The organism is Marinococcus sp. PL1-022 (assembly GCF_033845285.1).
In the GTDB taxonomy this organism is placed as follows: domain Bacteria; phylum Bacillota; class Bacilli; order Bacillales; family Marinococcaceae; genus Marinococcus.
Genome location: NZ_JAWXCX010000001.1, coordinates 2,736,520 through 2,757,444, shown reverse-complemented (window position 1 = coordinate 2,757,444; position 20,925 = coordinate 2,736,520). Strand labels below are relative to the sequence as shown.

Genomic DNA, 20,925 nt, shown 5'->3' with positions numbered 1-20,925 from the left:
GCAATAAAGGCCAGTAGTTTTGTGATTTTAATTACGTTTATTATTTTGATCTGTTTCTGTAGGGAGAAAGAAGAAATACAGCTTCAGGAGGCATCTTTCCAAATAGCAGACTGGCTGCTTTTGGTGAGAGCTTATGAACAGTAAATATGACTAAATAGCATAAAACAACCACGGTGATGTAGCGAAGAACGATGTCAATATGAAAAAGATAATTGCTGTGCATAGGGATAAACCTTGCTGCTTCCTTTAAAATGAATGGATGAATTAAGTAAAAGCCAAAGGAATACAACGCTACTCTCTTTATGTGTTCAGTAATTTTGTTAGAAGCAGTTTGAGCGGCCCACTCTGCCAGACGAAAGAAAAATAAGCTGCCTATAAATAAGAAAATCATTGAAATCAGCTTGTAGGGATCCCAGGCAAAATAATAATTGTTCATCTCGTAGACCTGGTAATAGTAGACAGCAGCCAGACTTCCAAAAAGTAACGTTACGATGCCTAAAAGCCAATTACTATTTGAATAAGCTTTTTTTCTTTGTTGTACATAATAAATGCCAAACCAGCCGCCTAAAAGAAAAGTCGAAAGACTATTGAAAAACAAACTGAATTCGACGAAGCCGAATTTTAAATTGAGAAAATAATATATGTATTCAATTACAAAGCCAACGAGCCAAAGGTATTTGCGTAACCATATGCTGGATTGAGCAGCATAAACGAATAAAGGAAGAAAAAGGTAAAATTGCACTATAAGAAATATAAAATGTAACTGATAATAGGAGGTCCCTGTAAGAATTCTTTGAGGTATTTCTGTTATAGCCAGAGATCTATCGCCAGTAGCGACAGAATACATCTCGTAAAATAAGGCCCAAATAAGATAAGGTATGATTATAAAAGTGACTCGTTTTTTATAATAATCTTTTAAAGTAAATTTATTTAATGTTTTGGGAAATAAATTATAGAAGAATACGAGCCCTGTAATCATAATAAAAATGCCTGCTTCAATACGGGCAATGCGGTTAATGAAATGATATTTTTCATAAGCCCCGCTTTCCAGGGGTAGGGTGGTGGAAAATGTGCCTGTCACATGGACGAACACCACCAGAAGCATTGCTGCAAATCGTAAATAATAAATAGATTCGATCCTCATGTGTAAGATACCTCATTTTTATAATTGTCTGATACTATTTAAGAGTAGTGGGAAGGGATTGTAAAGCGAATTGGGAGAAAACCCGTCAAAACACATATGGTAAAATAAATGGTAGGTTTGCTGTGGCAATACATCCAGATAGAGAGGGAGAGCCATTGACGAGAAAATTAGGTATTACAAGTCTTATTTTTATTACTGTAACACTTTTTTTGAAAATTTCGGGTTTGTTAAGGGATATGACCATAGCCTTCTATTTTGGTGATTCTTATTTAGCCGATGCGTATTTAGCGGCCTTTATCATTCCTAACATGCTATTTTTGTTTATGATTAATGGTATGAAAAATGCTCTGGTCCCGGGGTATATTGATGCGAAGCATGCTAATCAGGGAAAAAATTATCTGAATCAGATCCTTAAAAGTATTGTGTATATAGGTATTCTGTTTGGACTCCTTGGAGCACTATTGTCGCCTGTTCTTATTAGGGTTTTATATCCTGCCTTTAATAGTGAAGCTACGAGCATCGCAGTCAATGTATCTATTATACTCTTTGCCGCTCTTATGTTTGTAGGGATAAATTCTGTGATGGAAGCATATCTGGATGCAGAAAATTTATTTTCTTTATCTGCTTTTTCACAAATGATTGTGATCCTTTCCAGTATAGCAGGCGCAGTGCTTTTTGCTGGAGAGCTAAGTGTCTATTCGTTAGCACTCGGTTATCTTGTGGGTTCTATTATTTCACTGATATTTAAAATCCCTGTTTTATCTAAACGGAATATGATAAATTTGGGCACTAAATTAAACTTCCCTGAACTCTCAGCCTTTTACCGGGTTTTCATTCCAGTTGCTATGACTGTGATGGTGGGCCAGATTAATTTGGCAGTAGATAATGTGTTTGCCAGCTACTTTCAGGAAGGCGTCGTTACATATATTAATTATGCAAAGAACTTAGTTCACTTTCCTCAGCAAATCTTTGGTATTACCATTGCCACGATCATGTTTCCCATGCTGGCAAAAGCAATGGCGGCAAATGATGAACCTTCCTTTAAGCGGGGGATAGAAAACGGATTAAACGTGATGTACTTAGTAGTGCTTCCTGCTATTGTCGGCATGTTTGTGTTAATGCCTAATATTATAAGCCTGGTTTATCAAAGAGGAGCCTTTAGTGAAGAGGCAGTAATAAACACAAGTGAAGTGGCGTATTATTATTTTGGGTCTGTGCTGTTTTTTAGTTTGAACAACGTATCTAACAAAGGACTTTATACTTTAAAAAAAGGTCACTACGTTTTAATTATCGGTTTAATTACTGTGGTTCTGAACGCCGTGTTTAATTATATATTTACCACCTGGATGGGTTATGTGGGCATTCCTTTAGCATCTTCTGCTGTTGGTTTGCTTTACGCGCTGGCCTGCTATATTGTCTTTTCAAAAACGATTAATGGATTGGATCATAAGCATGTTCTGAAAGAATTCACCAAAATAACATTAAGCGTAGTAATAATGGGCCTCGCTGCTTATTTACTCAAAACTCAGGTGCTGCACAATTTCAGCGACTTTCTTCTTATTATAGTCATCGCGTTGGCAGGGGCACTTATATATATAATATGTATCTGGCTTTTTAAAGTGAAGGCACTTAAGGTATTAATAACTAATTTTAGAAAGAAGGCATAAATGTTGAAACAGCAGCTTAAGCATCTTATAAAATACATGGAACCGGCGATTAATAATGTTACGCTGAAAGTATTAAACAACGAGTACCGGGCAAAGCAGGTGCCTGTAAAAACTCTAAGCTCAAACAAAGTGTTAGTGTTTGTCCCGCACGTTGATGACGAAACTATTGGTTTGGGAGGGACGATTAAAAAATACACTTCTCTTGGAGCGGAAGTGAAAGTAGTGTTAGTGACGGATGGTTCAAAAAGTGTCTCTTCTCTACCGGGAGAGGAATTATCGAGTCAGCGCAGGAGTGAAATGGAAAAGGTGCAGCATATGCTGGGGTTTGATTCGATAGAATATTTAACCCTCCCTGATGGCAATGTAGAAATCAGTGAAAGCAATATTGAAAAAGTCCTTAACATCGTTAAGGATTTTCAGCCGGATGTTATCTATACAAATGTGTTAGTGGATGCTCATTTGGATCATGTAAATACGTCACTGCTGCTAGCCGAATCGTTAAAAAAGCTTAATCTGCAAGATTCATTGAAAATATATATGTACGAGATAAATTGTCCAATTCCTGTCGCTTACATAAACACGTTAATCGATATTACAGAAGAATTGCCTTTAAAACAAGAAACAATCAACGTCTTCGCTTCACAGGCTATAGATTTTGACGGGTTTATTAATCTAAATATAGTAAAGAGCAATTTAAGTGCAGATCGATCAATAGGAGCGGGAGAAGTTTTTCTGGGGCAGGAGGCAGGAGATTTTATAAACTTCGCTGAATATATAAAAAATAAAAAAGAAAATTTTCCTGAGCTTTTTAAACAGGCAAATAAAACAGTAACTTTGCTATGGGCTTATTTTCAAAACAAAAAAGCCAAAGAAAAGCTTTATAAGGAAGGCATATCATATGCGAGCATTCAGGCACAGTTAAAGGATAAGTGAAGTGGCTGAAAGAGAAAGTGACTGCTTCCAAAGCCACTATTTTTCATAGGAGAGCTGTGCTAGGCTGTATAGGTTATAATACAAGAAGGAAACTTTAAAAAACCGATTAACGTAAATGTAGGGGGAGCTTTATGCTTATAAACAAGGAAAGACGTCCAATGGCAAATGTGATGCAATTAATATTATTAGCATATATATTAATACAGCCTGTACTGGATTTACTGGTGTTTATAGGTTTGCCAGTCTCGACTTTGGTGAGAGCTGCAGTAATACCCGCAGGCATGCTTTATATATTGTTTTTCTTAAAAGGAAATCAAAAAAAGTACGTCGTCGGTTATTTTGTGCTTTTACTAATCTACTTTGGGATGCATACTATTTTAAACTATTATTTAAAAGATCCCTTTTCCATTACGTTCGAGCTCCAAAATATTGTGAAAACAATTTATTTTCCTACAGTAATGTTTGTATATTATACATTTTTCAAACAATATTTTTCAAAATCCTCATTAAAGCAATGGCTCCCGTTAGTATTCACTATTAATTTAGCATTCATAAGCTTAATCGTTTTCCTTGCAGGAGTAACAGACACAGGCAAACGAACATACGGGTTTTTAGAAAAAGAAGGGCAAACAGGCTGGTTTTTTTCAGGAAATGAACTTAGTGCAATTATGACAATGATTCTTCCCTTTGTGGTCATTTATTTATTAAGAAAAACTAATTTTATCCAGCAGATTATCGTGTTTTTCGTCATAGTTTTATCAATGTGGGCGATGCTTACTGTCGGAACCAAAGTTACGTTAATTGGTGTGGTAGTATCGGCTGGATTAGGGCTGGTCCTGAGTATTGCCAGGCTGCGTCATAAACAATGGTTAAATTTTATATTAATGATACTACTTATTATAGGCTTAGTTGGATTTATCCCTTCTTCCCCTATTGGAAATAATTTAGGACTTGCTCTTGAAACAAGTGAAAATGATAGTGCAGCTCAAGAAGAGGAAGATAGCGAAAGCAGCGGCAGTGGTGGCAGTGAGGAGATAGAATCAGAGGACGAGACCACAAAACAAAGGTTCGAGGAAAGCTTAAGCAATATTCCTATGCACTCGGTTTTATTCAGTGGCCGGGTAGGTTTTATGGCTGAATCGATGCAGCAGTATGTAAATGCTCCGACAGCCCAAAAAGCCTTTGGCATGGGGAGGAGTGGGAATTACGTATCGGCAGACTCCGCAAAATCAATTGAAATGGACTTTTTTGACTGGTTTTTCAACTTTGGAATTCTCGGATTTGTTATTTTAATCCTGCCTTTTTTCTATATGATCGCTGCTTATGTTAGAAATATTGTAAGGGCAGGAAGAAGTGCATTCAATATGTATGCAGTTACCTCTCTTTTATGCGCTGGCATGGGCACCGGTGCAGCCTTCATTGCCGGCCACGTGCTGTCCTACCCTGGCGCTGGTTTATATCTCGCTTTAGTATACGCTGCCCTTGTCGGCTTTTCAAAAAAAGAAAACGACGAGTACTCCGTTTTTAATTCAAAAAAAATTGATAGAAAGTGGTAAACATGAAAAAAATACTGCTTATTTCCTCTGTGGGGGGACATCTGACGCAGCTTCTTCAGCTGGAGCCATTATTCCAAAAATATAACTACCATATTGTTACTGAAAAAACAGACGTGACAAAAAGCTTAAAAGCAAAATATCCTATTTCCTTTTTAACTTATGGGGCCCGAAACTATCCTTTTAGGTATATGTTTAAATTCTCCTACAACATATTTAAGTCCCTTTTTCTTTTTTTAAGGCATAGACCAGATGTAGTAATTACTACGGGCACCCATACTGCAGTGCCTATGTGTTATATAGCAAAACTGTTCCGAAAAAAGGTAGTTTATATCGAAAGCTTTGCCAAATCTCATTCTCCAAATATGGCTGGAAAAATGGTTTATCCGATCGCGGATTTATTCATTGTCCAGTGGGAGTCTATGAAGGAATTTTATCCCAAGGCAGTCTATGGAGGTAGTATCTATTGATTTTCGTAACTCTTGGCACACATGAGCTGCATTTCACGAGATTGTTGAAAGAACTGGAAGGTTTGAAGAAAGAGGGAAAGATTCAAGAAGAAGTTATCGTACAGAATGGAAATACAAGGTTTAGCAGCGATTATCTGCAACTGATCCCGTTTATGTCTATGGAGGATATGGAAACCTACATTAAAAACAGCAGCTTTGTGATAAGCCATGCGGGAACCGGATCAATAACAACAAGCTTAAAGCTTGGAAAAAAAGTAATTATTGTGCCCCGTCTGCAAAAATTCAATGAACATAATGATGATCATCAGCTCGAATTATCGGAGACGTTTTCCCGAAACGGTTATGTACTCCCCTGCTATGAAGAAGACAGACTCGAAAACGTTATTGAACAATTAAAAACCTTTACTCCTCAAGTGTTCACTGCAGATAATACTCAGATGCTGAACATCCTGGAAAATTTTATCGAAGGAGAAAAATTGGATGCTTATTAGAAAGTATGAAAGGGGTGATGAAGCAGGTATCATTACCCTTTTTCGTAAGGTTTTTGGTAAAGAACTGCCTTTAAAAGTATGGCAATGGAAATATAGCGATGAAAGCGAAGCGCGGGAGTCAAAAATTTTTGTAGCTGTAGAAAACGAAACGGTAGTGGGACATGTGGCAGTGCTGATATTTCCTGCAAGATATAACAATAAAAACATAAACGTAGCGCTCCGTATTGATACGATGGTAGATCCTGAATATCGTGGCCGGGGATTATATCAAAGGCTTACAAATATGCTGCTTAAGGACGTAAAGGAACATAGAAAAGACATTTCGTTTTTATACGGCCTGCCAGCAGAAAAAGCAAAAAATGTGCTTGTAAAGTCCACAGGAGCTGAGCATCTTGGAGACCTTACCAGAAAGATTAAAGTGAATTTAATTAAGAAAAATAATTTTACTTATCATTTTTCAAACAGAGGCGAAGTATTGGAAGAAATACATTGGTTTGACGATAGATTCGATCAGTTTGAGCAGGAAAAGGAAGATCCGGAGGCTGTCACACTGAGAAAAAACCATCACTTTCTTAACTGGCGTTATATGATTAATCCTTCAAATGAATACAAAATTTTTGCGATCAGCGAGTTCGGTCGGATAAAAGGGTACGTAGTGTTAAAAATGGAAGTTAAAAAAATATTTAATAAAAGAGTATTTGTAGGTTTTATTGTTGATTGGAATGTATTGAAAAATGAAGATACTTATACCTTTGAAAAACTTTTAAATATTACAGAAAGCTATTTAAAACAAGCATTGTTTATTCAAATATGGGAGCCCGCCAATCCTACATTAAACAATGTTTTGAAAAAACATTTATATATAAATAAAAGGGAAACGATAAACCCGCTGGTGGTTCACAGTAATAACGATAATACTGCCGGAATGAACTTTTCCGATTGGGGAGTGAAGATGGGGGACGTTGATTCATTTTAAGTTTTTATTTTAAAAGCGATCCGCTAAACCATAAACGAAGCCGTCCTTTGATTGGGGCAGCTTCGTTTTTATAACAGGGCGCGGTTTTTACTGATCTGCTGAAGAGCTGTATTGATGCCGAGGACCTCTGTCGCAATATGGCCCATGCCGGGAAATGTTTCAAGCTTGGAGCTCTCGATATGGTTGGCAAGATAGACCGCGTGCCGGAGGGGGATAATCTCGTCCTCTTCTCCCGCCCAGATATAAGTCGGCGTGTCGATGTTCTCCAAATGATAGGCCCAGGGCGTCATCAGTGTCTGAAGGTCGCGGAGGTACCCTTCAGCAGAATGGGCAGATTCCTGAACCGCAAACCTCCATTTATCCAGAATAAACGGAGTCACGTACTGGCGTTCTTCTCTGGAAAGCTGTTCGGACTCCGTCTGGAAAATCTTATCCTCCATATTCGTCTGTTCCCACCGGGTGCGGAGGAGATCCGGTGCTTCCTGGATCGTCTGCAGCGGTGCTTTTAACGAAGTATCAAGTAAACGAAACAATTCAGGGTCCTCTGTGGGACCAAGCGAACCAACCAAATGGAGCTCGCTGATGCGTCCCTTCAGAAGACTGGTGCTGGTCGCTGCGTAGGGGCCTCCGCAGCCGACACCGATTAAGGAACAGCGCTGAATCTCAAAATGATTCATGACTTCATCAATGTCCTTGGAAAACTGCAGAAAGGTGCCGTGGGGATCGGGAGTGGACAGGCCATAGCCCGGACGGTCTACAGAAATAATACGAAGGGAGTTGGAAGCAGCGGCCTCTTCTCCAATGGCGGCTTCAAGCCGGGAGCTTCCGACTCCGTGTACATAAAGGACAGGTGTTCCGTCCGGATCACCGAACAGGGAAATACTAAGCATACGGCCATCGCGTAAAGAAAGCGCTAATTGTTTCAACTGTTCCCTCCTCCTCTTTCCGTGCAGTATCACTTGGAAATCATGTGTAGGTACATTCTAGCATACAATAAGAAAAACGGAAGAATTTCATTCAGAACAAAAACGGCCCTCCGTAATGGAGAGCCGTGGTTGATTAATTTTATACTGTGCGGGTCCAGTGCAGCACGTCTTCCTTGTCCCCGGTCTGAATGCCGGTAATCGTATCGTACAGCTGTTTGGCGAGAGGACCAGTCTCTTCATCATTGATTTTGTAGGTCTGGGCGTCCCACCGCAGCTTACCTACAGGAGAAATGACAGCTGCCGTCCCGGTGCCGAAAATTTCCTCCAGGGTGTCTGCTTCATACGCCGTACGTATTTCTTCCATATCGATGCGGCGTTCCTCCACAGGAATATCCCAGTAATGGAGGAGTTCAATGACGGAGTCACGGGTGATTCCTTCAAGGATACTTCCATTCAGCGCAGGAGTTACAACCTTCCCGCTGATTTTAAAGAAAATATTCATGCTGCCGACCTCTTCAATGTAACGCTGCTCTACGCCATCGAGCCACAGCACCTGGTCGTACCCGGCGCTTCCGGCCTGCTCCTGGGCCTTCAGGCTGGCCGCATAGTTACCGGCCGTTTTAGTGAACCCAACACCACCGCGGACGCTGCGGACGAACTCATTTTCCACATAGATGCTAACCGGCTTCATGGCATCGCCGCCGCTGCCATAGTAAGAGCCGACAGGGGTTAAAATAATCAGGAGCTTGTAGGAGGAGGACGGTTTTACGCTGAGACTTGCTTCTGTCGCAATCACAAATGGGCGGATATACAACGACTGTCCTTCGCCGCGCGGGATCCAGTCACGCTCAAGTGATACGAGCTCCTTTAGAGAATCTATCAGTAACTGCTCGTCGATTTCTGGAATGCTCATCCGGCGGTTGGACTGGTTCAGCCGTTCGAAGTTTTTTTCCGGACGGAAAAGCATAATATTGCCGCCGGAATAATAGGCCTTCATTCCTTCAAATACAGCCTGGCCGTAATGAAATACGAGGCTGGAAGGATCCATGGTAAGTGGCTGGTACGGCACAATTCTCGGATCGATCCAGCCCTCTCCCTCTACATAATCCACGACAAACATATGATCGGTAAAGTTTTTCCCGAAAGCGAGCTGAGAGAAATCCGGCTTCGTTTTCGGAGATTTTGTACGTTCAATGGTCAATGACTCAGCCACAATAACATCACTCCTATGTATTTATCGTTCCATTTATATCTCTACTGGTAACAGCATTTAAATTGTATCATACAAAGAAAAGTTCTATCCACTTGCAAGCCGGCGACAAGCGCTGTCCGCCTTCTGGAAAATGGCTTTTTCATTTTGCATGAAGGAGACAGCGACCTCGAGCCGGCAGTGGATAGAACTGGACAAGTAGAAAAGCTTTCTCCACCTGCTCACCGGCGACAGGTACAATTCAGCCTTGGAAAAAATAGCTCTTTTATTTTTGAAAGGATGAAATGTAACCCCGAGCCGGTGGGGGGGGGAAGCTGGACAGCGAAAAAAACTCTAGCCAGTGGAGAATAAGACGTATTAATCCGGCTGCTCTTCTTCAGCATGTGCCCGCAGCTTGCGCAATGCGGATTTCCGCCATGATTTGACTGTAGAAGCAGCTACTCCGTGTTTGGCAGCAATGTCGCGTATAGGAAGAGAATGTACGGAAAAATCAGTGAGCCAGGTTCGCTCCCGTTCTGAAAGAAGGGGGAAGTAAGCTTCAAGCTCAAAGCGGTCCTCCATTTCCAACGACTGCTCGAAGGGCTGGTGGTCATCAAACAGCTGATGCCGCTCGGAAAACTGGACCTCTTTGCGGAGCATCATCAGCATTTCTCCGCGCACAAGCATAAAAGCGTATCCCGGAAAAGCTCCTTTTTCCGGAGAAAAGGTAGAATAGGCCTTCCATAATCCTACGTATCCGGCCTGCATATATTCCTCCTGCTGCTGATAAATGCGGAGGCGTGTAATCATTCGTTTGACGAGCGGAGTATATTTTTCATATGCTTCTTCAAATGAAGCAGGAATTGTATCAGTCAATGGTCTCTCCTGCGAAGCCGCGCGCGGTTCTTGTTTATTCCATGGTAGACTCAGCATATCTAAAGAATGGGAATGCTGCCGGGGCGCTATGTATGGATAAATCCTGATGAATGCGTTGTATTATAGAAAAGAACAAAGCTTTCAAAATATAGGAAACGCCAAGCCGGTATATGAGAAAATAAAGCAGATTGGTTGAAAGCAGATGAAGAAAGCGTACAATTGAAATAAGAATGATTACGATCAGGCAGGTGAACAGAAATGCCAAACGAAGACAAAGAAGCGCAGGCAAATGTATATTGGATCCAGCAGCAGATTCAGGAGCGGTCGCTTGATATTATGACAGACATGCTGAAGGGACTCGCTGACGGCAAGCGGATGCAGATCGCCCAGGCGCTGGCCCTGACGCCGGAATTGAGTGTACATAGTATTGCCGAAATCATTGACTCCTCCATTGCCACGGCGTCCCATCATCTCCGGTACATGCATAAGCTGGGGCTGACGAAGTTCCGGAAGGAAGGAAGAACGGTGTACTATTCCCTTGATGATGAACATGTGAGGCAGGTGGTGGAGCTCGTTGTCAGCCACCAGGCAGAAATTAAAGAACGGCAGGGAAAAGAGGCGTAGCAGCGTCTCTTTTTTTATTTGCAGTAAACAAATGTCTCTCCAGTCTGCAATTGCAACAAATGGCCCTGAACATGAAAACGGAAACAATATTTTGAAATCAATGAAAATTTACAAATGTTTAGTTGACGAACGAATGAAATAAAGCTATTATGTTTACAAAGGTTATAATATAGAACAAATGTAAAAGGAGGCGTTATTGTGACGCAGGCAGACTGGGTGTGGGAAGAGCCGAAGGAAAAGCTGGTCGGATGGCTCGAGCAGATGTGGAGCATCCGCTGGTTTGATGAAAAAGTAGATGAATTTTTTGCTAAAGGAATGATTCACGGTACGACCCACCTATGCGTGGGACAGGAGGCTTCAGCCGTCGGTGTATGTGCGATGCTTGAAGATAAAGATAAAATTACGAGCACTCACCGCGGCCACGGGCACTGCATTGCCAAGGGGGCAGACCCGGACCGGATGATGGCTGAGCTGTTTGGACGGGAGACCGGCTACTGTAAGGGTAAAGGCGGGTCCATGCATATAGCGGATGTCGAAAAAGGCAACCTGGGCGCAAATGGCATCGTCGGAGGCGGCATTCCTTTAGCCGTAGGAGCGGCACTCACGTCAAAAATGCGCCAGGAGGGGTATATTACCGTCTGTTTCTTCGGGGACGGGGCGGCAAATGAAGGCAGCTTTCACGAAGCAGTGAACCTGGCCGCCATCTGGGATCTTCCGGTCATCTTTGTCTGCGAAAACAATCAGTACGGCATGTCCGGCCCGGTAAAGGATATGGTAAAAATCGAAAATATTGCCGACCGCGCTTTGGGCTATGGCATTCCGGGACATGTCGTTGACGGCAATAACCTTCCCGAGGTAATGACCGTTATGAAAGAAGCCGTGGAGTATACAAGGAACGGAAGCGGGCCGGTGCTTATCGAAGCGAAGACCTATCGGTGGAAGGGCCACTCCAAAAGCGACGCTAAAAAATACCGGACAAGAGAAGAAGAAAAAGAATGGAAGGACAAAGACCCGATCCGTTTTTTCCAGGACGCCTTGATTGAGCGGGGCATCATTACCGAAGAAGAAGCAGATACGGTAAAAAAAGCGACTAAAGCCAGCATTGAACGATCAGTGGAATTTGCGGAACAGAGTCCCGAACCATCTGCGGATACACTGCTTGAGGATGTATACGCTTAATACAGAAAGGAGTGCCTGACGATGCAGTCGAGCGCAGTAAATTCTTCAAATAATAAGGAAACGACACGGAGCATTACCTTTGCTGAAGCCGTCCGCGAAGCGCTGTCGCAGGAAATGCGGGAGGACCAGGACGTTTTCATTCTCGGGGAGGATATAGGGGTTTACGGTGGTGCCTTTGGCGTTACCCGTGGAATGATTGAAGAGTTCGGTCCGGAACGGGTACGTAACACTCCGATTTCTGAAGCAGCGATCACAGGTGCTGCCATTGGATCCGCGCTTACAGGTATGAAGCCGGTTGTCGAGCTGCAGTTTTCGGATTTTATCACGATTGCGATGGACCAGCTGGCCAACCAGGCAGCAAAGCTTCGGTATATGTACGGCGGCAAAGGTAATGTGCCGATGGTGCTGCGGACGCCTTCAGGCTCCGGAACCGGAGCTGCGGCTCAGCATTCGCAGAGTCTGGAAGCCTGGGTGGCCCACGTTCCCGGCTTAAAGGTGGTGCAGCCGTCGACAGCGTCAGACGCTAAAGGGCTGTTAAAGGCTGCTATTGCCGACCCGAACCCCGTGATCTTTTACGAACACAAATTATTGTACAAAACGCAGGAACACGTACCGGAGGAAGCGTATACCATCCCTCTTGGCGAGGCGGACGTAAAGCGTGAAGGGACAGATGTGACGATCGTTGCGACCGCTGTAATGGTGCATAAAGCGCTCGAGGCAGCAGAGAAGCTGGCAGAGGAAGGCATAGACGTGGAAGTGATTGATCCGCGGACCCTCGTACCGCTCGATGAGCAGACGATCGTGGATTCCGTCAAAAAAACCGGCAAGGTGATCGTCGTGCATGAAGCCGTCAAAAGAGGTGGATACGGCGGTGAAATTGCCAGTATGATCGCAGAAAGCGAAGCCTTTGATTATCTGGATGCCCCTATTCGCCGGCTCGGGGCACTGCCGATTCCTGTGCCGTACAATCCGGCACTCGAAAAAGCAATGGTTCCGCAGGTGGATGACATTATGCAGGCGGCGCGCGACAGCGTCCACCGCCGGTAAAGGAGGGCAGCATTCATGGCGAAGGAAGTATTTATGCCCAAATTAAGCAGCACGATGGAAACCGGAACCCTTCTGCAGTGGTTTAAGCAGGAGGGGGACCCGGTGGAGGTTGGAGAGCCGCTGCTTGAGGTAATGACTGATAAAATAAATATTGAAGTGGAAGCGTATGAAGAAGGTGTCCTGCTGAAACGGTACTACGATGAAGACGAAGAGGTACCGGTAAACGGCATCGTCGGCTATATTGGCGAAAAGGACGAGCAGGTACCGAAGGAAAGACCGGGAACCGAAGATAAATTAGAGCCGGAAAGCCTTCCGGAAACGCCGGCCCAAACAGCGGCAGAGCAGACAGTGGAAACTGAAAAAGAGGGAGGCGTGCGTGCCACACCGGCGGCACGGAAGCTTTCACGGGATAGCGGCGTAGAGCTTTCCCTGGTGCAGGGAAGCGGAGCGAAAGGGCGTATTCACGCTGCGGATGTTCACGCTGCTGCAGACAAGGAGAACGTGCGCAGTACGCCGCTTGCGGAAAAAGAAGCACAGGCAAATAATGTGGACCTGTCTGCTGTGAAAGGAAGCGGAAGCTACGGCAAAGTCATGCGGGCCGATGTCACTTCGCTGCCCGCAGAAGAGAAGCTTGGGTCCGAGCCGCTCCAGGGCGTCCGGAAAGTGGTTGCAGAGCGCATGCAGCAGAGTGCGGGTGAAGTGCCGCACGTGACGCTTCACACTGAAATTAATATGGAGGCTGCGATGGATTTACGGAGCCAGCTGCTTCCGGTTATTGAAAAGCAGACCGGCCAGCGGCTGTCGGTGACAGAGCTGTTGATGTTTGTGGGCAGCCGGGCGCTTCAGAAGCATCCGGACGTACATGCCTCCATAACAGATAACCGGATCACAAAGCAGTCGTCTGTGCATATGGGAGTCGCTGTAGCCACAGAGCGTGGGCTGCTGGTCCCGGTTATTCGCGATACAGAAACAAAAGGACTGGCAGAACTGGTTGCTGAAACTAAACAGACCGCGGCGGCAGCCCGGAACGGAACCCTGCCCGGCAGGGACCTTTCGGGAAGCACGTTTACGATTAGTAATTTAGGAATGTATGCAGTTGACCATTTTACTCCGATTATCAATCAGCCGGAAGCGGCTATCCTCGGTGTGGGACGCATGCAGGACAAGCCGGTAGTCATAGACGGGGAAATCAAGGTACGCCTGATGATGGCGGTAAGCCTGTCCTTTGATCACCGTATTATTGACGGAGCTCCGGCGGCTGCGTTTTTAACAGACTTTAAACAAATGCTTGAACAGCCGTATCAGCTGTTTGTCTAGAAGGGGGCGGACCGATGGAAACGTTTGACCAGGTAATTGTCGGCGGCGGACCGGCAGGATATGTAGCTGCGCTCCGGGCTTCCGGTCTGGGCCAGTCCACTGCCCTCGTGGAGGACCGCGAGCTTGGGGGCACATGCTTAAATCGTGGATGCATTCCGTCTAAAACGCTTCTCCAGAACGCAGAAGCCGTAAACTGTGTACGAAATGCTTCAGCATACGGGATCCAGATTGAAGGCTTTCATCTGCGCTACGAAGAAATGCTTGAACGAAAGGACCAGGTGATCCGGCAGCTCCGCCAGGGCGTCCAGTCGCTGATGAAAAAAGGCCGGATCCAGGTGTTTTCCGGGCGGGGAAGGGTTCATACAAATAAACAGGTCACGGTCACCGGTACAGACGGAAAGGAAACTATAGTGGCCGGCAGAGCCGTCATTATTGCTTCCGGCTCCGTGCCGGCGGTGCCTCCTATTCCTGGTCTTGATGAGACCGATTACTACACGAGTGATACGATTTATGAACGCCGTTCACTTCCGGCGTCGATGACGATCGTCGGGGGCGGCTTCATTGGTACTGAATATGCCTGTTTGTATCAGTCGCTTGGCGTACAGGTGACGGTTGTGGAAGCGGCGGAACGGCTGATTCCCCAGGAGGATGAAGACGCTGCGAAAATGCTGGCCGGTGCACTTGAAGAGGCTGGGGTGACTATTCTTGCAGGAACCTCGGTTACTTCCGTCCGCCAGCAGGGGGAGCAGGCGGTCATCAATGTGCAGGACGCCTCCGGAAACAGCCGGCAGCTAACGACAGATCTGCTGCTGATTTCCACCGGGCGTACGCCTGTCATCGCTGCTGCTGAGGACCTCCATTTACGTATGTACGGCCGCTTTGTGGAGGTGGACGGTTCGATGCAGACATCGGTGCCGGGAATTTATGCTGCAGGCGACATTGTCGGCGGCTGGCAGCTGGCCCATGCGGCAAGTGCCGAGGGCATTATTGCTGCAGAGCATGCTGCGGGAGCTTCTCCTTCCATGGATCTCTCGCTCGTGCCGCGGTGCATTTACACCTTTCCGGAAATAGCCTCCGTCGGCCTGTCTGAGCAGGAAGCACGGGAAGCGTACAGCGACATCAAAGTAAAAACTGTGCCGCTGCGTGGCAATGCGAAAGCAATGACAATGGGAGAGTCCCGGGGGTTTATTAAAATCATTTCCCGGGAAATGTTCGGCGAAATTCTCGGCGTGGTGATGGCCGGCCCGCATGTTACCGAAATGATTGGAGAGCCCGCGGCCTATATCCATCTGGAAGGCACCATCGAAGAATGGAGCAGCCAGGTGCATGCGCATCCGTCGCTGTCGGAGACGCTGTTTGAAGGGGCGTCTGCTCTCTTCGGACGTCCGGTTCATCAATAAAAAGCGATGTAAGCGTATATAGTTTTTTGGCAGGGAGTGATATACTGGCATCAGATGAATTTATGGAATAGAGGGAAGAATTATGCTCAACTGGGAAGAAAAAAGAGAAACCGTAAAAGTAGCGAAGCTGTATCATTTTGATGGATGGACCCAGGCGCAGATCGCCAAAAAGCAGGGCGTTTCCCGTCCGGTCATTTCCAAAATGCTGCAGCGGGCCCGGGATGAAGGCATCGTTGAAATATATATTAAAGATGAAAGTGTGCATACCGTTGATCTGGAGCAGAAGCTTGAAAAAAAGTACGGACTGAAAGAAGCGGTGGTCGTTTCGACGACAGGGTTCACGCCTGATCTTGGTAAACGCCTGATCGGAAAAGCGGCCGCTTCTTATGTGGCCAAGAGATCCGAGCAGGTAAAGCGGATCGGTATTTCCTGGGGGTCGACGCTTCGTTCACTGATTGAAGAATATCCGTATGTCGAGCATAGAGATATCCAGATTACGCCGCTGATCGGAGGAATGGGAAACAAATACGTGCATCTGCATTCCAATCAGCTGGCGTTTCATTTTGCGCAGAAAATGAACGCCTCCTGTTCATATCTATACGCTCCGGCGATGGTCGAAACCGACGACCTGAAGGAGCGGCTCGTGCAGTCCAGGGACATCGCCCAGGTGCTCGAGGAAGGCAGGAACGTAGAGCTTGCCCTTGTCGGCCTCGGCAACCCGCTGCAGCATTCCACAATGGAAACGATGGGTTACCTGCAGGAGGAAGATATCGTCACGCTCCGAAAAGCCGGAGCAGTTGGAGATATCAGCTCGAAGTTTTTCGACGCTCTCGGCCAGGGCGTAAACCACCCGATCAACAACCGGGTCATCGGTCTGACTCTCGAGGAAATTAAAAGCATTCCTGAGGTCGTCGGCGTAGCCCAGGGCTCCCACAAGGTGCTCGGCATCGAGGCTGCGCTGAAGGGCGGCTATCTGGACGTGCTGATCGTGGATAACCAAATTGCAGAAGCTTTAACCGAATAACGCACGGCTCCTTTCGAAGGAGCCATTTTTTTATGCCAATGAAGCTTTTGGCATATTTTTTAATATATATTTGAACAAATGTGAAAATAAAAACATATGTAAAATAAAAGAAATAATTAACATGTGTTTTGGAAAACCCCCCACAAAAATAAATTTTTAAAATATCTGAAAAATAGATTGACGGTTATATGAAAACGCTTTAATATGATTACAAAGGTTACAAGTTGTTACAAATGTAAAGGAGGAGTGAGGATGTGGGGTTATTTTATCGCCGCGTTCGTCGTAATATGGCTGCTGCAATTTTATCTGACATTCCGCCAGATGAAATACTATAACGGCATGATTGCTTCAATGGGCAGGCGTCCTTCGGGCTATCTCGGCACAGGTGTTGATAAACGCCTGCTTGGCATCGGCACGGTCATTCTGCTTGTTACCAACGAAGCAGGCACAGTGATCGATGCCAAGATAATGAGAGGAGTGACGGTGTTCGCCAGGTTCGCTGAAGCGCCTGAGTTGATGGATAAAAACATCCATGAATTAAAAAAGCAGTGGGAAACAGAAGGCGCTCCTGGTAAGAAGAAGCATCCGAAGCGGGCTCATCTCATGGCAGCCCAGCAGATTCTTGCAGAACAGAAACGCAAACACAAAAAGGGGGATAACAAATGGATTTCTTAGTAACGCTAGCAGAAGGCTTTATCGGAATGTTCCAGGCAGGCGGCGAAACGTTCGTCGGGCTCGTAACAGGTATTATTCCGACACTTATATGTTTAATTCTCGCTGTTAACGCCATGATTAAATTCATCGGCGAAGAACGAATTTATTCACTGGCCCAGAAAAGCACCAAATATTTCTTTCTGCGCTATACGCTGTTTCCAGTCCTGGCCGTGTTTTTCCTGACCAACCCGATGTGCTACACGTTCGGACGCTTTCTTCCGGAGCGGCAGAAGCCGGCGTTTTACGACTCCGCCGTATCATTTGTGCATCCGATTACCGGATTGTTTCCTCACGCGAACCCGGCTGAGCTTTTTGTCTATACAGGAATTTCAGCGGGCATTACGACGCTTGGTCTGTCTGCCGGTCCACTGGCCATCCGCTTCTTTATTGTCGGCCTGATCGTTATCTTAATTCGCGGCGTTGTGACCGAATGGATTACCGCAATCATGCTAAGACGCCAGGCAGCCAATACAGAGGATGATTCCACGGAAAAAAGCGCCAGCGCATAAATGAAAATTTAAAAGAAAAAGCGAGGGAAGAACAATGGCTGAATATAAACCGGTAGAGGTAACAAAGGGAAGAGGCGGCTGGGGAGGCCCGCTCGTCATTCATCCAAACGATCAGAAAAGGTATATTATGTCGGTAACCGGAGGTGGTATTCACCCGGTCGCCGAGCGCCTGGCGGAGCTTTCAGGCGGCGAAGCGGTCGACGGGTTCAAAGCCTCCTATGATAAAGAAAATATCGCCGCAGCAGTTATTGACTGCGGTGGCACCGCACGCTGCGGGGTCTACCCGAAAATGGGCGTGCTGACGGTCAATATCCACGGCACGTCACCGGCCGGGCCGCTGGCACAGTATATTAACGAAGAGAATTTTGTCTCGGGTGTAGCTGAAAGGGACATGAAGGCTATCAGCGAGGACGAGGTGCCGGCTGCCGAAGCGGAAGCAGAGGACAAAGCCTCCCCGTACAACTCCCTGATGGACCGGGACGTGGCCAGGCAGGTTAAAGACGACGCGAAAATGAAAGCCAAAGGATCCGGGCCGAAAAAGGCAAATATTATCGAACGTATCGGCCGCGCCGTCGGCAACGTAGTAAGCGTATTCTTCCAGGCCGGCCGGGAAACAATTGATACCGTCATCCGAAATATTCTTCCATTCATGGCTTTTGTCAGTACGATTATCGGGATCATCACATTTACCGGTATCGGGGATCTGATTGCAAACTTTGTATCGCCGCTCGCCAGCAATATTTTCGGGCTGCTGCTTTTATCCTTTATATGTGCGATTCCAATTTTATCTCCGCTGCTCGGTCCGGGCGCTGTTATTGCCCAGGTGGTTGGGGTGCTTATCGGTACTCAGATCGGCATGGGAAATATTCCGCCGGCAATGGCGCTTCCGGCACTTTTCGCCATTAACCCGCAGGTGGGGGCAGACTTCGTACCGGTTGGCCTGACACTCGGAGAAGCAAAGCCGGAGACCATTTCCGTCGGCGTACCGGCCGTCCTGTTCTCGAGGGTTATTACCGGACCGCTTGCCGTTGTGATCGCTTATCTTTTCAGCTTCGGCCTGTATTCATAAAAATAAAAACGGCGGGCACGCGCTGCCCGCTCTGTATTTCTTAGGAGGAGTGACCGTGCAGATGAAAGCAGAGGTATTTACAGCCACTGTGGTTGGCATTGGAGAGGACGCCCAGATGCTGATGGACGATGGCATGATGATTTTATTCAACGAAACAGCCCCGAAGGATTTGTACGACATCAGCTTCGTTCATAATGCCGAAGGGTTAAACGGGGATCTGGAAGCCGGGGATGAGCTGATCATTGATGGAGAAGTGTTTGCCCTGACGTTTGTTGGCGGCAAAGCAAATGAAACGCTGCGGGATCTCGGGCATGCGACCTTCCAGTTTAACGGAGAGACAAATTCAGATCTGCCGGGGACGGTCTGTATAGAAGCCAAGCCGCTGCCCGCGATACAGGTGGGAAGCACCATCGTATTTCGTAAAAAATAAAGCTGGATAGGAGTGGAGAGCAATGATAGGAATTAACCGAAAGCTGCAGGCGCTCGAAAAAGAGGGCCGCTACATTAAGGTGGGTCTTGTCGGCGCCGGCCAGATGGGTCGCGGCATGATCGCGCAGATTGAAAATATGAAGGGCATGCGGGTCGTCATTACCGCTGACATAAATGAAGATAACGTCATTAACGCGTACGGGCATGCCGGCATTGAGCGGGGAAATATTGTTTCTACTAACGATAAAGAAGAAGCCTCGCAGGCTATCCGCATGAACAAAGTGGTGGCTTCCACCAAAGCACTGCTCGTATGCGCACTCGATGAAGTGGATGTGATTGTGGATGCGACCGGGGTACCGAATATCGGCGCAGAAATTGCCTGGAACGCGATTTTGAGCCGGAAGCATATCGTCATGCTGAACGTCGAGGCGGATGTTACTGTCGGGCCGCTGCTGAAACGGATGGCGGATGCAAGCGGCGTCGTGTACACCGGGTCGGCAGGAGATGAGCCGGGAGCGATTATGGAGCTGTATGATTTTGCCGATGCGATTGGCTTTGAGGTGGTGGCGCTTGGGAAGGGCAAAAACAATCCGTTAAATGTTGAAGCGAATCCGGACACGGCAGCAGCGGAAGCCAAAGAGAAGGGATCAAGCCCGAAAATGCTTGCCTCCTTCCAGGATGGCACAAAAACGATGGTGGAAATGAATGCCGTAGCGAACGCGACCGGGTTTGTGCCGGAGAAGCCGGGCATGAACGGCTTCGAAGCCGGAGTCGCCGATCTGCCGGAGCTCTTCCAGCTGCGGGAGCAGGGAGGAAAAGTCGCAAAGCAGCACATTGTGGAATACATTAACGGCATCGCCCCGGGCGTGTTTGCCATCGTTGCTTCCGGCATGGAGGAAGTGAATGCGGAAATGAAATATTTAAAAATGGGAGACGGCCCGAACTACGTACTGTACCGGCCATACCACCTGACAAGCCTGGAAACGCCGCTTTCCGTGGCACGCGCTTACCTGGACGGTCAGGCAACGATTGCTCCCGACGCGGGCCATGTTGCTGAAACAGTGGCTGTGGCGAAGCGTGATCTGGAAGCGGATGAGCATCTGGATTCGATTGGCGGCTTTACCATTTACGGTACTGTGATGGAAGCTCCCGAAGCAAAAGAGAAGGGAGCACTTCCGATTGGCCTGGTGGACAAAAATGTACGAATGACACGCCCTGTAAAAAAAGGAGAAATCATTACGTATCAGGATGTCGAGCAGACAGTGGAATCAACGATCTGGCGTCTTAGGAAAATGCAGGATCATGAGTGGAAATAAAAGGAGAAGGAAGCGCTGCCGAAATTAGCGGCCGCTTCTTTTTCCGTCTTCAAATCGTGGTATAATAAAAGA

Annotated in this window: 21 protein-coding genes; 17 read left to right on the top strand and 4 right to left on the bottom strand. The window is 46.4% G+C overall.

All coding sequences use genetic code 11. The annotated features are described in order from the left end of the window. Positions 1-40: 40 nt before the first annotated feature. Positions 41-1,144 carry an acyltransferase gene (locus tag SIC45_RS14095; protein ID WP_319632646.1) on the bottom strand — a complete coding sequence of 368 codons (1,104 nt, stop codon included), beginning with the start codon at positions 1,142-1,144 and terminating at the stop codon, positions 41-43. Positions 1,145-1,299: 155 nt separating this feature from the next. Here SIC45_RS14095 and murJ point away from each other — a divergent pair, with 155 nt between their 5' ends. The 6 genes from murJ (at position 1,300) to SIC45_RS14065 (ending at position 7,234) form a co-directional block, all read left to right on the top strand. Then, complete coding sequence (gene murJ, locus SIC45_RS14090; protein WP_319632645.1) at positions 1,300-2,811, top strand: murein biosynthesis integral membrane protein MurJ; 1,512 nt, start codon at positions 1,300-1,302, stop codon at positions 2,809-2,811. A 3-nt stretch (positions 2,812-2,814) separates the two neighbouring features. Then, positions 2,815-3,744 (top strand): PIG-L family deacetylase, encoded by a 930-nt coding sequence (locus SIC45_RS14085; protein WP_319632644.1) that lies wholly within the window; start codon positions 2,815-2,817, stop codon positions 3,742-3,744. Positions 3,745-3,875: 131 nt separating this feature from the next. Beyond that, a complete protein-coding gene (locus SIC45_RS14080) occupies positions 3,876-5,300 on the top strand; it encodes an O-antigen ligase family protein (protein ID WP_319632643.1) in 1,425 nt (474 codons plus the stop codon). Positions 5,301-5,302: 2 nt separating this feature from the next. Next, positions 5,303-5,767: a PssD/Cps14F family polysaccharide biosynthesis glycosyltransferase gene (pssD, locus tag SIC45_RS14075; RefSeq protein WP_319632642.1), complete on the top strand. Its 465-nt coding sequence runs from the start codon at positions 5,303-5,305 to the stop codon at positions 5,765-5,767. Next, on the top strand, positions 5,764-6,258 hold the full coding sequence (gene pssE, locus SIC45_RS14070) for a PssE/Cps14G family polysaccharide biosynthesis glycosyltransferase (protein ID WP_319632641.1): 495 nt from the start codon (positions 5,764-5,766) through the stop codon (positions 6,256-6,258). Before pssD ends, pssE begins: the two co-directional genes overlap by 4 nt. Beyond that, complete coding sequence (locus SIC45_RS14065) at positions 6,248-7,234, top strand: GNAT family N-acetyltransferase (protein WP_319632640.1); 987 nt, start codon at positions 6,248-6,250, stop codon at positions 7,232-7,234. Before pssE ends, SIC45_RS14065 begins: the two co-directional genes overlap by 11 nt. Positions 7,235-7,302: 68 nt before the next feature. Here the strand turns inward: SIC45_RS14065 and SIC45_RS14060 are convergent, their stop codons facing one another. The 3 genes from SIC45_RS14060 to SIC45_RS14050 form a co-directional block, all read right to left on the bottom strand. Then, positions 7,303-8,160 carry an alpha/beta hydrolase gene (locus SIC45_RS14060; RefSeq protein WP_319632639.1) on the bottom strand — a complete coding sequence of 286 codons (858 nt, stop codon included), beginning with the start codon at positions 8,158-8,160 and terminating at the stop codon, positions 7,303-7,305. A gap of 139 nt (positions 8,161-8,299) precedes the next feature. Continuing rightward, positions 8,300-9,376 (bottom strand): branched-chain amino acid aminotransferase, encoded by a 1,077-nt coding sequence (locus tag SIC45_RS14055; protein WP_319632978.1) that lies wholly within the window; start codon positions 9,374-9,376, stop codon positions 8,300-8,302. A 351-nt stretch (positions 9,377-9,727) separates the two neighbouring features. Next, positions 9,728-10,225 (bottom strand): sigma-70 family RNA polymerase sigma factor, encoded by a 498-nt coding sequence (locus tag SIC45_RS14050; protein ID WP_319632638.1) that lies wholly within the window; start codon positions 10,223-10,225, stop codon positions 9,728-9,730. Between the two features lie 258 nt (positions 10,226-10,483). Between SIC45_RS14050 and SIC45_RS14045 the strand changes: the two genes are divergently transcribed. The 11 genes from SIC45_RS14045 (at position 10,484) to SIC45_RS13995 (ending at position 20,853) form a co-directional block, all read left to right on the top strand. Continuing rightward, on the top strand, positions 10,484-10,849 hold the full coding sequence (locus SIC45_RS14045) for a metalloregulator ArsR/SmtB family transcription factor (RefSeq protein WP_319632637.1): 366 nt from the start codon (positions 10,484-10,486) through the stop codon (positions 10,847-10,849). Positions 10,850-11,110: 261 nt separating this feature from the next. Then, positions 11,111-12,028: a thiamine pyrophosphate-dependent dehydrogenase E1 component subunit alpha gene (locus SIC45_RS14040; protein WP_319632977.1), complete on the top strand. Its 918-nt coding sequence runs from the start codon at positions 11,111-11,113 to the stop codon at positions 12,026-12,028. 21 nt (positions 12,029-12,049) lie between these two features. Continuing rightward, positions 12,050-13,075 carry an alpha-ketoacid dehydrogenase subunit beta gene (locus tag SIC45_RS14035; protein ID WP_319632636.1) on the top strand — a complete coding sequence of 342 codons (1,026 nt, stop codon included), beginning with the start codon at positions 12,050-12,052 and terminating at the stop codon, positions 13,073-13,075. 15 nt (positions 13,076-13,090) lie between these two features. After that, the gene (locus tag SIC45_RS14030; RefSeq protein WP_319632635.1) at positions 13,091-14,392 is read left to right on the top strand and encodes a dihydrolipoamide acetyltransferase family protein; all 1,302 of its coding nucleotides are present in this window, start codon (positions 13,091-13,093) and stop codon (positions 14,390-14,392) included. A 14-nt stretch (positions 14,393-14,406) separates the two neighbouring features. Then, on the top strand, positions 14,407-15,792 hold the full coding sequence (gene lpdA / locus SIC45_RS14025; protein WP_319632634.1) for a dihydrolipoyl dehydrogenase: 1,386 nt from the start codon (positions 14,407-14,409) through the stop codon (positions 15,790-15,792). 82 nt (positions 15,793-15,874) lie between these two features. After that, positions 15,875-16,816: a sugar-binding transcriptional regulator gene (locus tag SIC45_RS14020; RefSeq protein WP_319632633.1), complete on the top strand. Its 942-nt coding sequence runs from the start codon at positions 15,875-15,877 to the stop codon at positions 16,814-16,816. Between the two features lie 252 nt (positions 16,817-17,068). Beyond that, on the top strand, positions 17,069-17,491 hold the full coding sequence (locus SIC45_RS14015) for a transcriptional regulator GutM (RefSeq protein WP_319632632.1): 423 nt from the start codon (positions 17,069-17,071) through the stop codon (positions 17,489-17,491). Beyond that, the gene (locus SIC45_RS14010) at positions 17,479-18,039 is read left to right on the top strand and encodes a PTS glucitol/sorbitol transporter subunit IIC (protein ID WP_298786256.1); all 561 of its coding nucleotides are present in this window, start codon (positions 17,479-17,481) and stop codon (positions 18,037-18,039) included. Before SIC45_RS14015 ends, SIC45_RS14010 begins: the two co-directional genes overlap by 13 nt. 34 nt (positions 18,040-18,073) lie before the next feature. After that, positions 18,074-19,108 carry a PTS glucitol/sorbitol transporter subunit IIB gene (locus SIC45_RS14005; protein ID WP_319632631.1) on the top strand — a complete coding sequence of 345 codons (1,035 nt, stop codon included), beginning with the start codon at positions 18,074-18,076 and terminating at the stop codon, positions 19,106-19,108. Positions 19,109-19,169: 61 nt separating this feature from the next. Continuing rightward, positions 19,170-19,538: a PTS glucitol/sorbitol transporter subunit IIA gene (locus SIC45_RS14000; RefSeq protein ID WP_319632976.1), complete on the top strand. Its 369-nt coding sequence runs from the start codon at positions 19,170-19,172 to the stop codon at positions 19,536-19,538. A 22-nt stretch (positions 19,539-19,560) separates the two neighbouring features. Then, the gene (locus SIC45_RS13995) at positions 19,561-20,853 is read left to right on the top strand and encodes an SAF domain-containing protein (protein ID WP_319632630.1); all 1,293 of its coding nucleotides are present in this window, start codon (positions 19,561-19,563) and stop codon (positions 20,851-20,853) included. Positions 20,854-20,925 lie beyond the last annotated feature (72 nt).

Coding starts and splice junctions, on each gene's coding strand:
- SIC45_RS14095 (WP_319632646.1), bottom strand. CDS start 1,144: ATGAGGATCGAATCTATTTATTATTTACGATTTGCAGCAATGCTTCTG.
- SIC45_RS14080 (WP_319632643.1), top strand. CDS start 3,876: ATGCTTATAAACAAGGAAAGACGTCCAATGGCAAATGTGATGCAATTA.
- pssD (WP_319632642.1), top strand. CDS start 5,303: ATGAAAAAAATACTGCTTATTTCCTCTGTGGGGGGACATCTGACGCAG.
- SIC45_RS14065 (WP_319632640.1), top strand. CDS start 6,248: ATGCTTATTAGAAAGTATGAAAGGGGTGATGAAGCAGGTATCATTACC.
- SIC45_RS14045 (WP_319632637.1), top strand. CDS start 10,484: ATGCCAAACGAAGACAAAGAAGCGCAGGCAAATGTATATTGGATCCAG.
- SIC45_RS14040 (WP_319632977.1), top strand. CDS start 11,111: ATGTGGAGCATCCGCTGGTTTGATGAAAAAGTAGATGAATTTTTTGCT.
- SIC45_RS14035 (WP_319632636.1), top strand. CDS start 12,050: ATGCAGTCGAGCGCAGTAAATTCTTCAAATAATAAGGAAACGACACGG.
- SIC45_RS14030 (WP_319632635.1), top strand. CDS start 13,091: ATGGCGAAGGAAGTATTTATGCCCAAATTAAGCAGCACGATGGAAACC.
- lpdA (WP_319632634.1), top strand. CDS start 14,407: ATGGAAACGTTTGACCAGGTAATTGTCGGCGGCGGACCGGCAGGATAT.
- SIC45_RS14020 (WP_319632633.1), top strand. CDS start 15,875: ATGCTCAACTGGGAAGAAAAAAGAGAAACCGTAAAAGTAGCGAAGCTG.
- SIC45_RS14015 (WP_319632632.1), top strand. CDS start 17,069: ATGTGGGGTTATTTTATCGCCGCGTTCGTCGTAATATGGCTGCTGCAA.
- SIC45_RS14010 (WP_298786256.1), top strand. CDS start 17,479: ATGGATTTCTTAGTAACGCTAGCAGAAGGCTTTATCGGAATGTTCCAG.
- SIC45_RS14005 (WP_319632631.1), top strand. CDS start 18,074: ATGGCTGAATATAAACCGGTAGAGGTAACAAAGGGAAGAGGCGGCTGG.
- SIC45_RS14000 (WP_319632976.1), top strand. CDS start 19,170: ATGAAAGCAGAGGTATTTACAGCCACTGTGGTTGGCATTGGAGAGGAC.
- SIC45_RS13995 (WP_319632630.1), top strand. CDS start 19,561: ATGATAGGAATTAACCGAAAGCTGCAGGCGCTCGAAAAAGAGGGCCGC.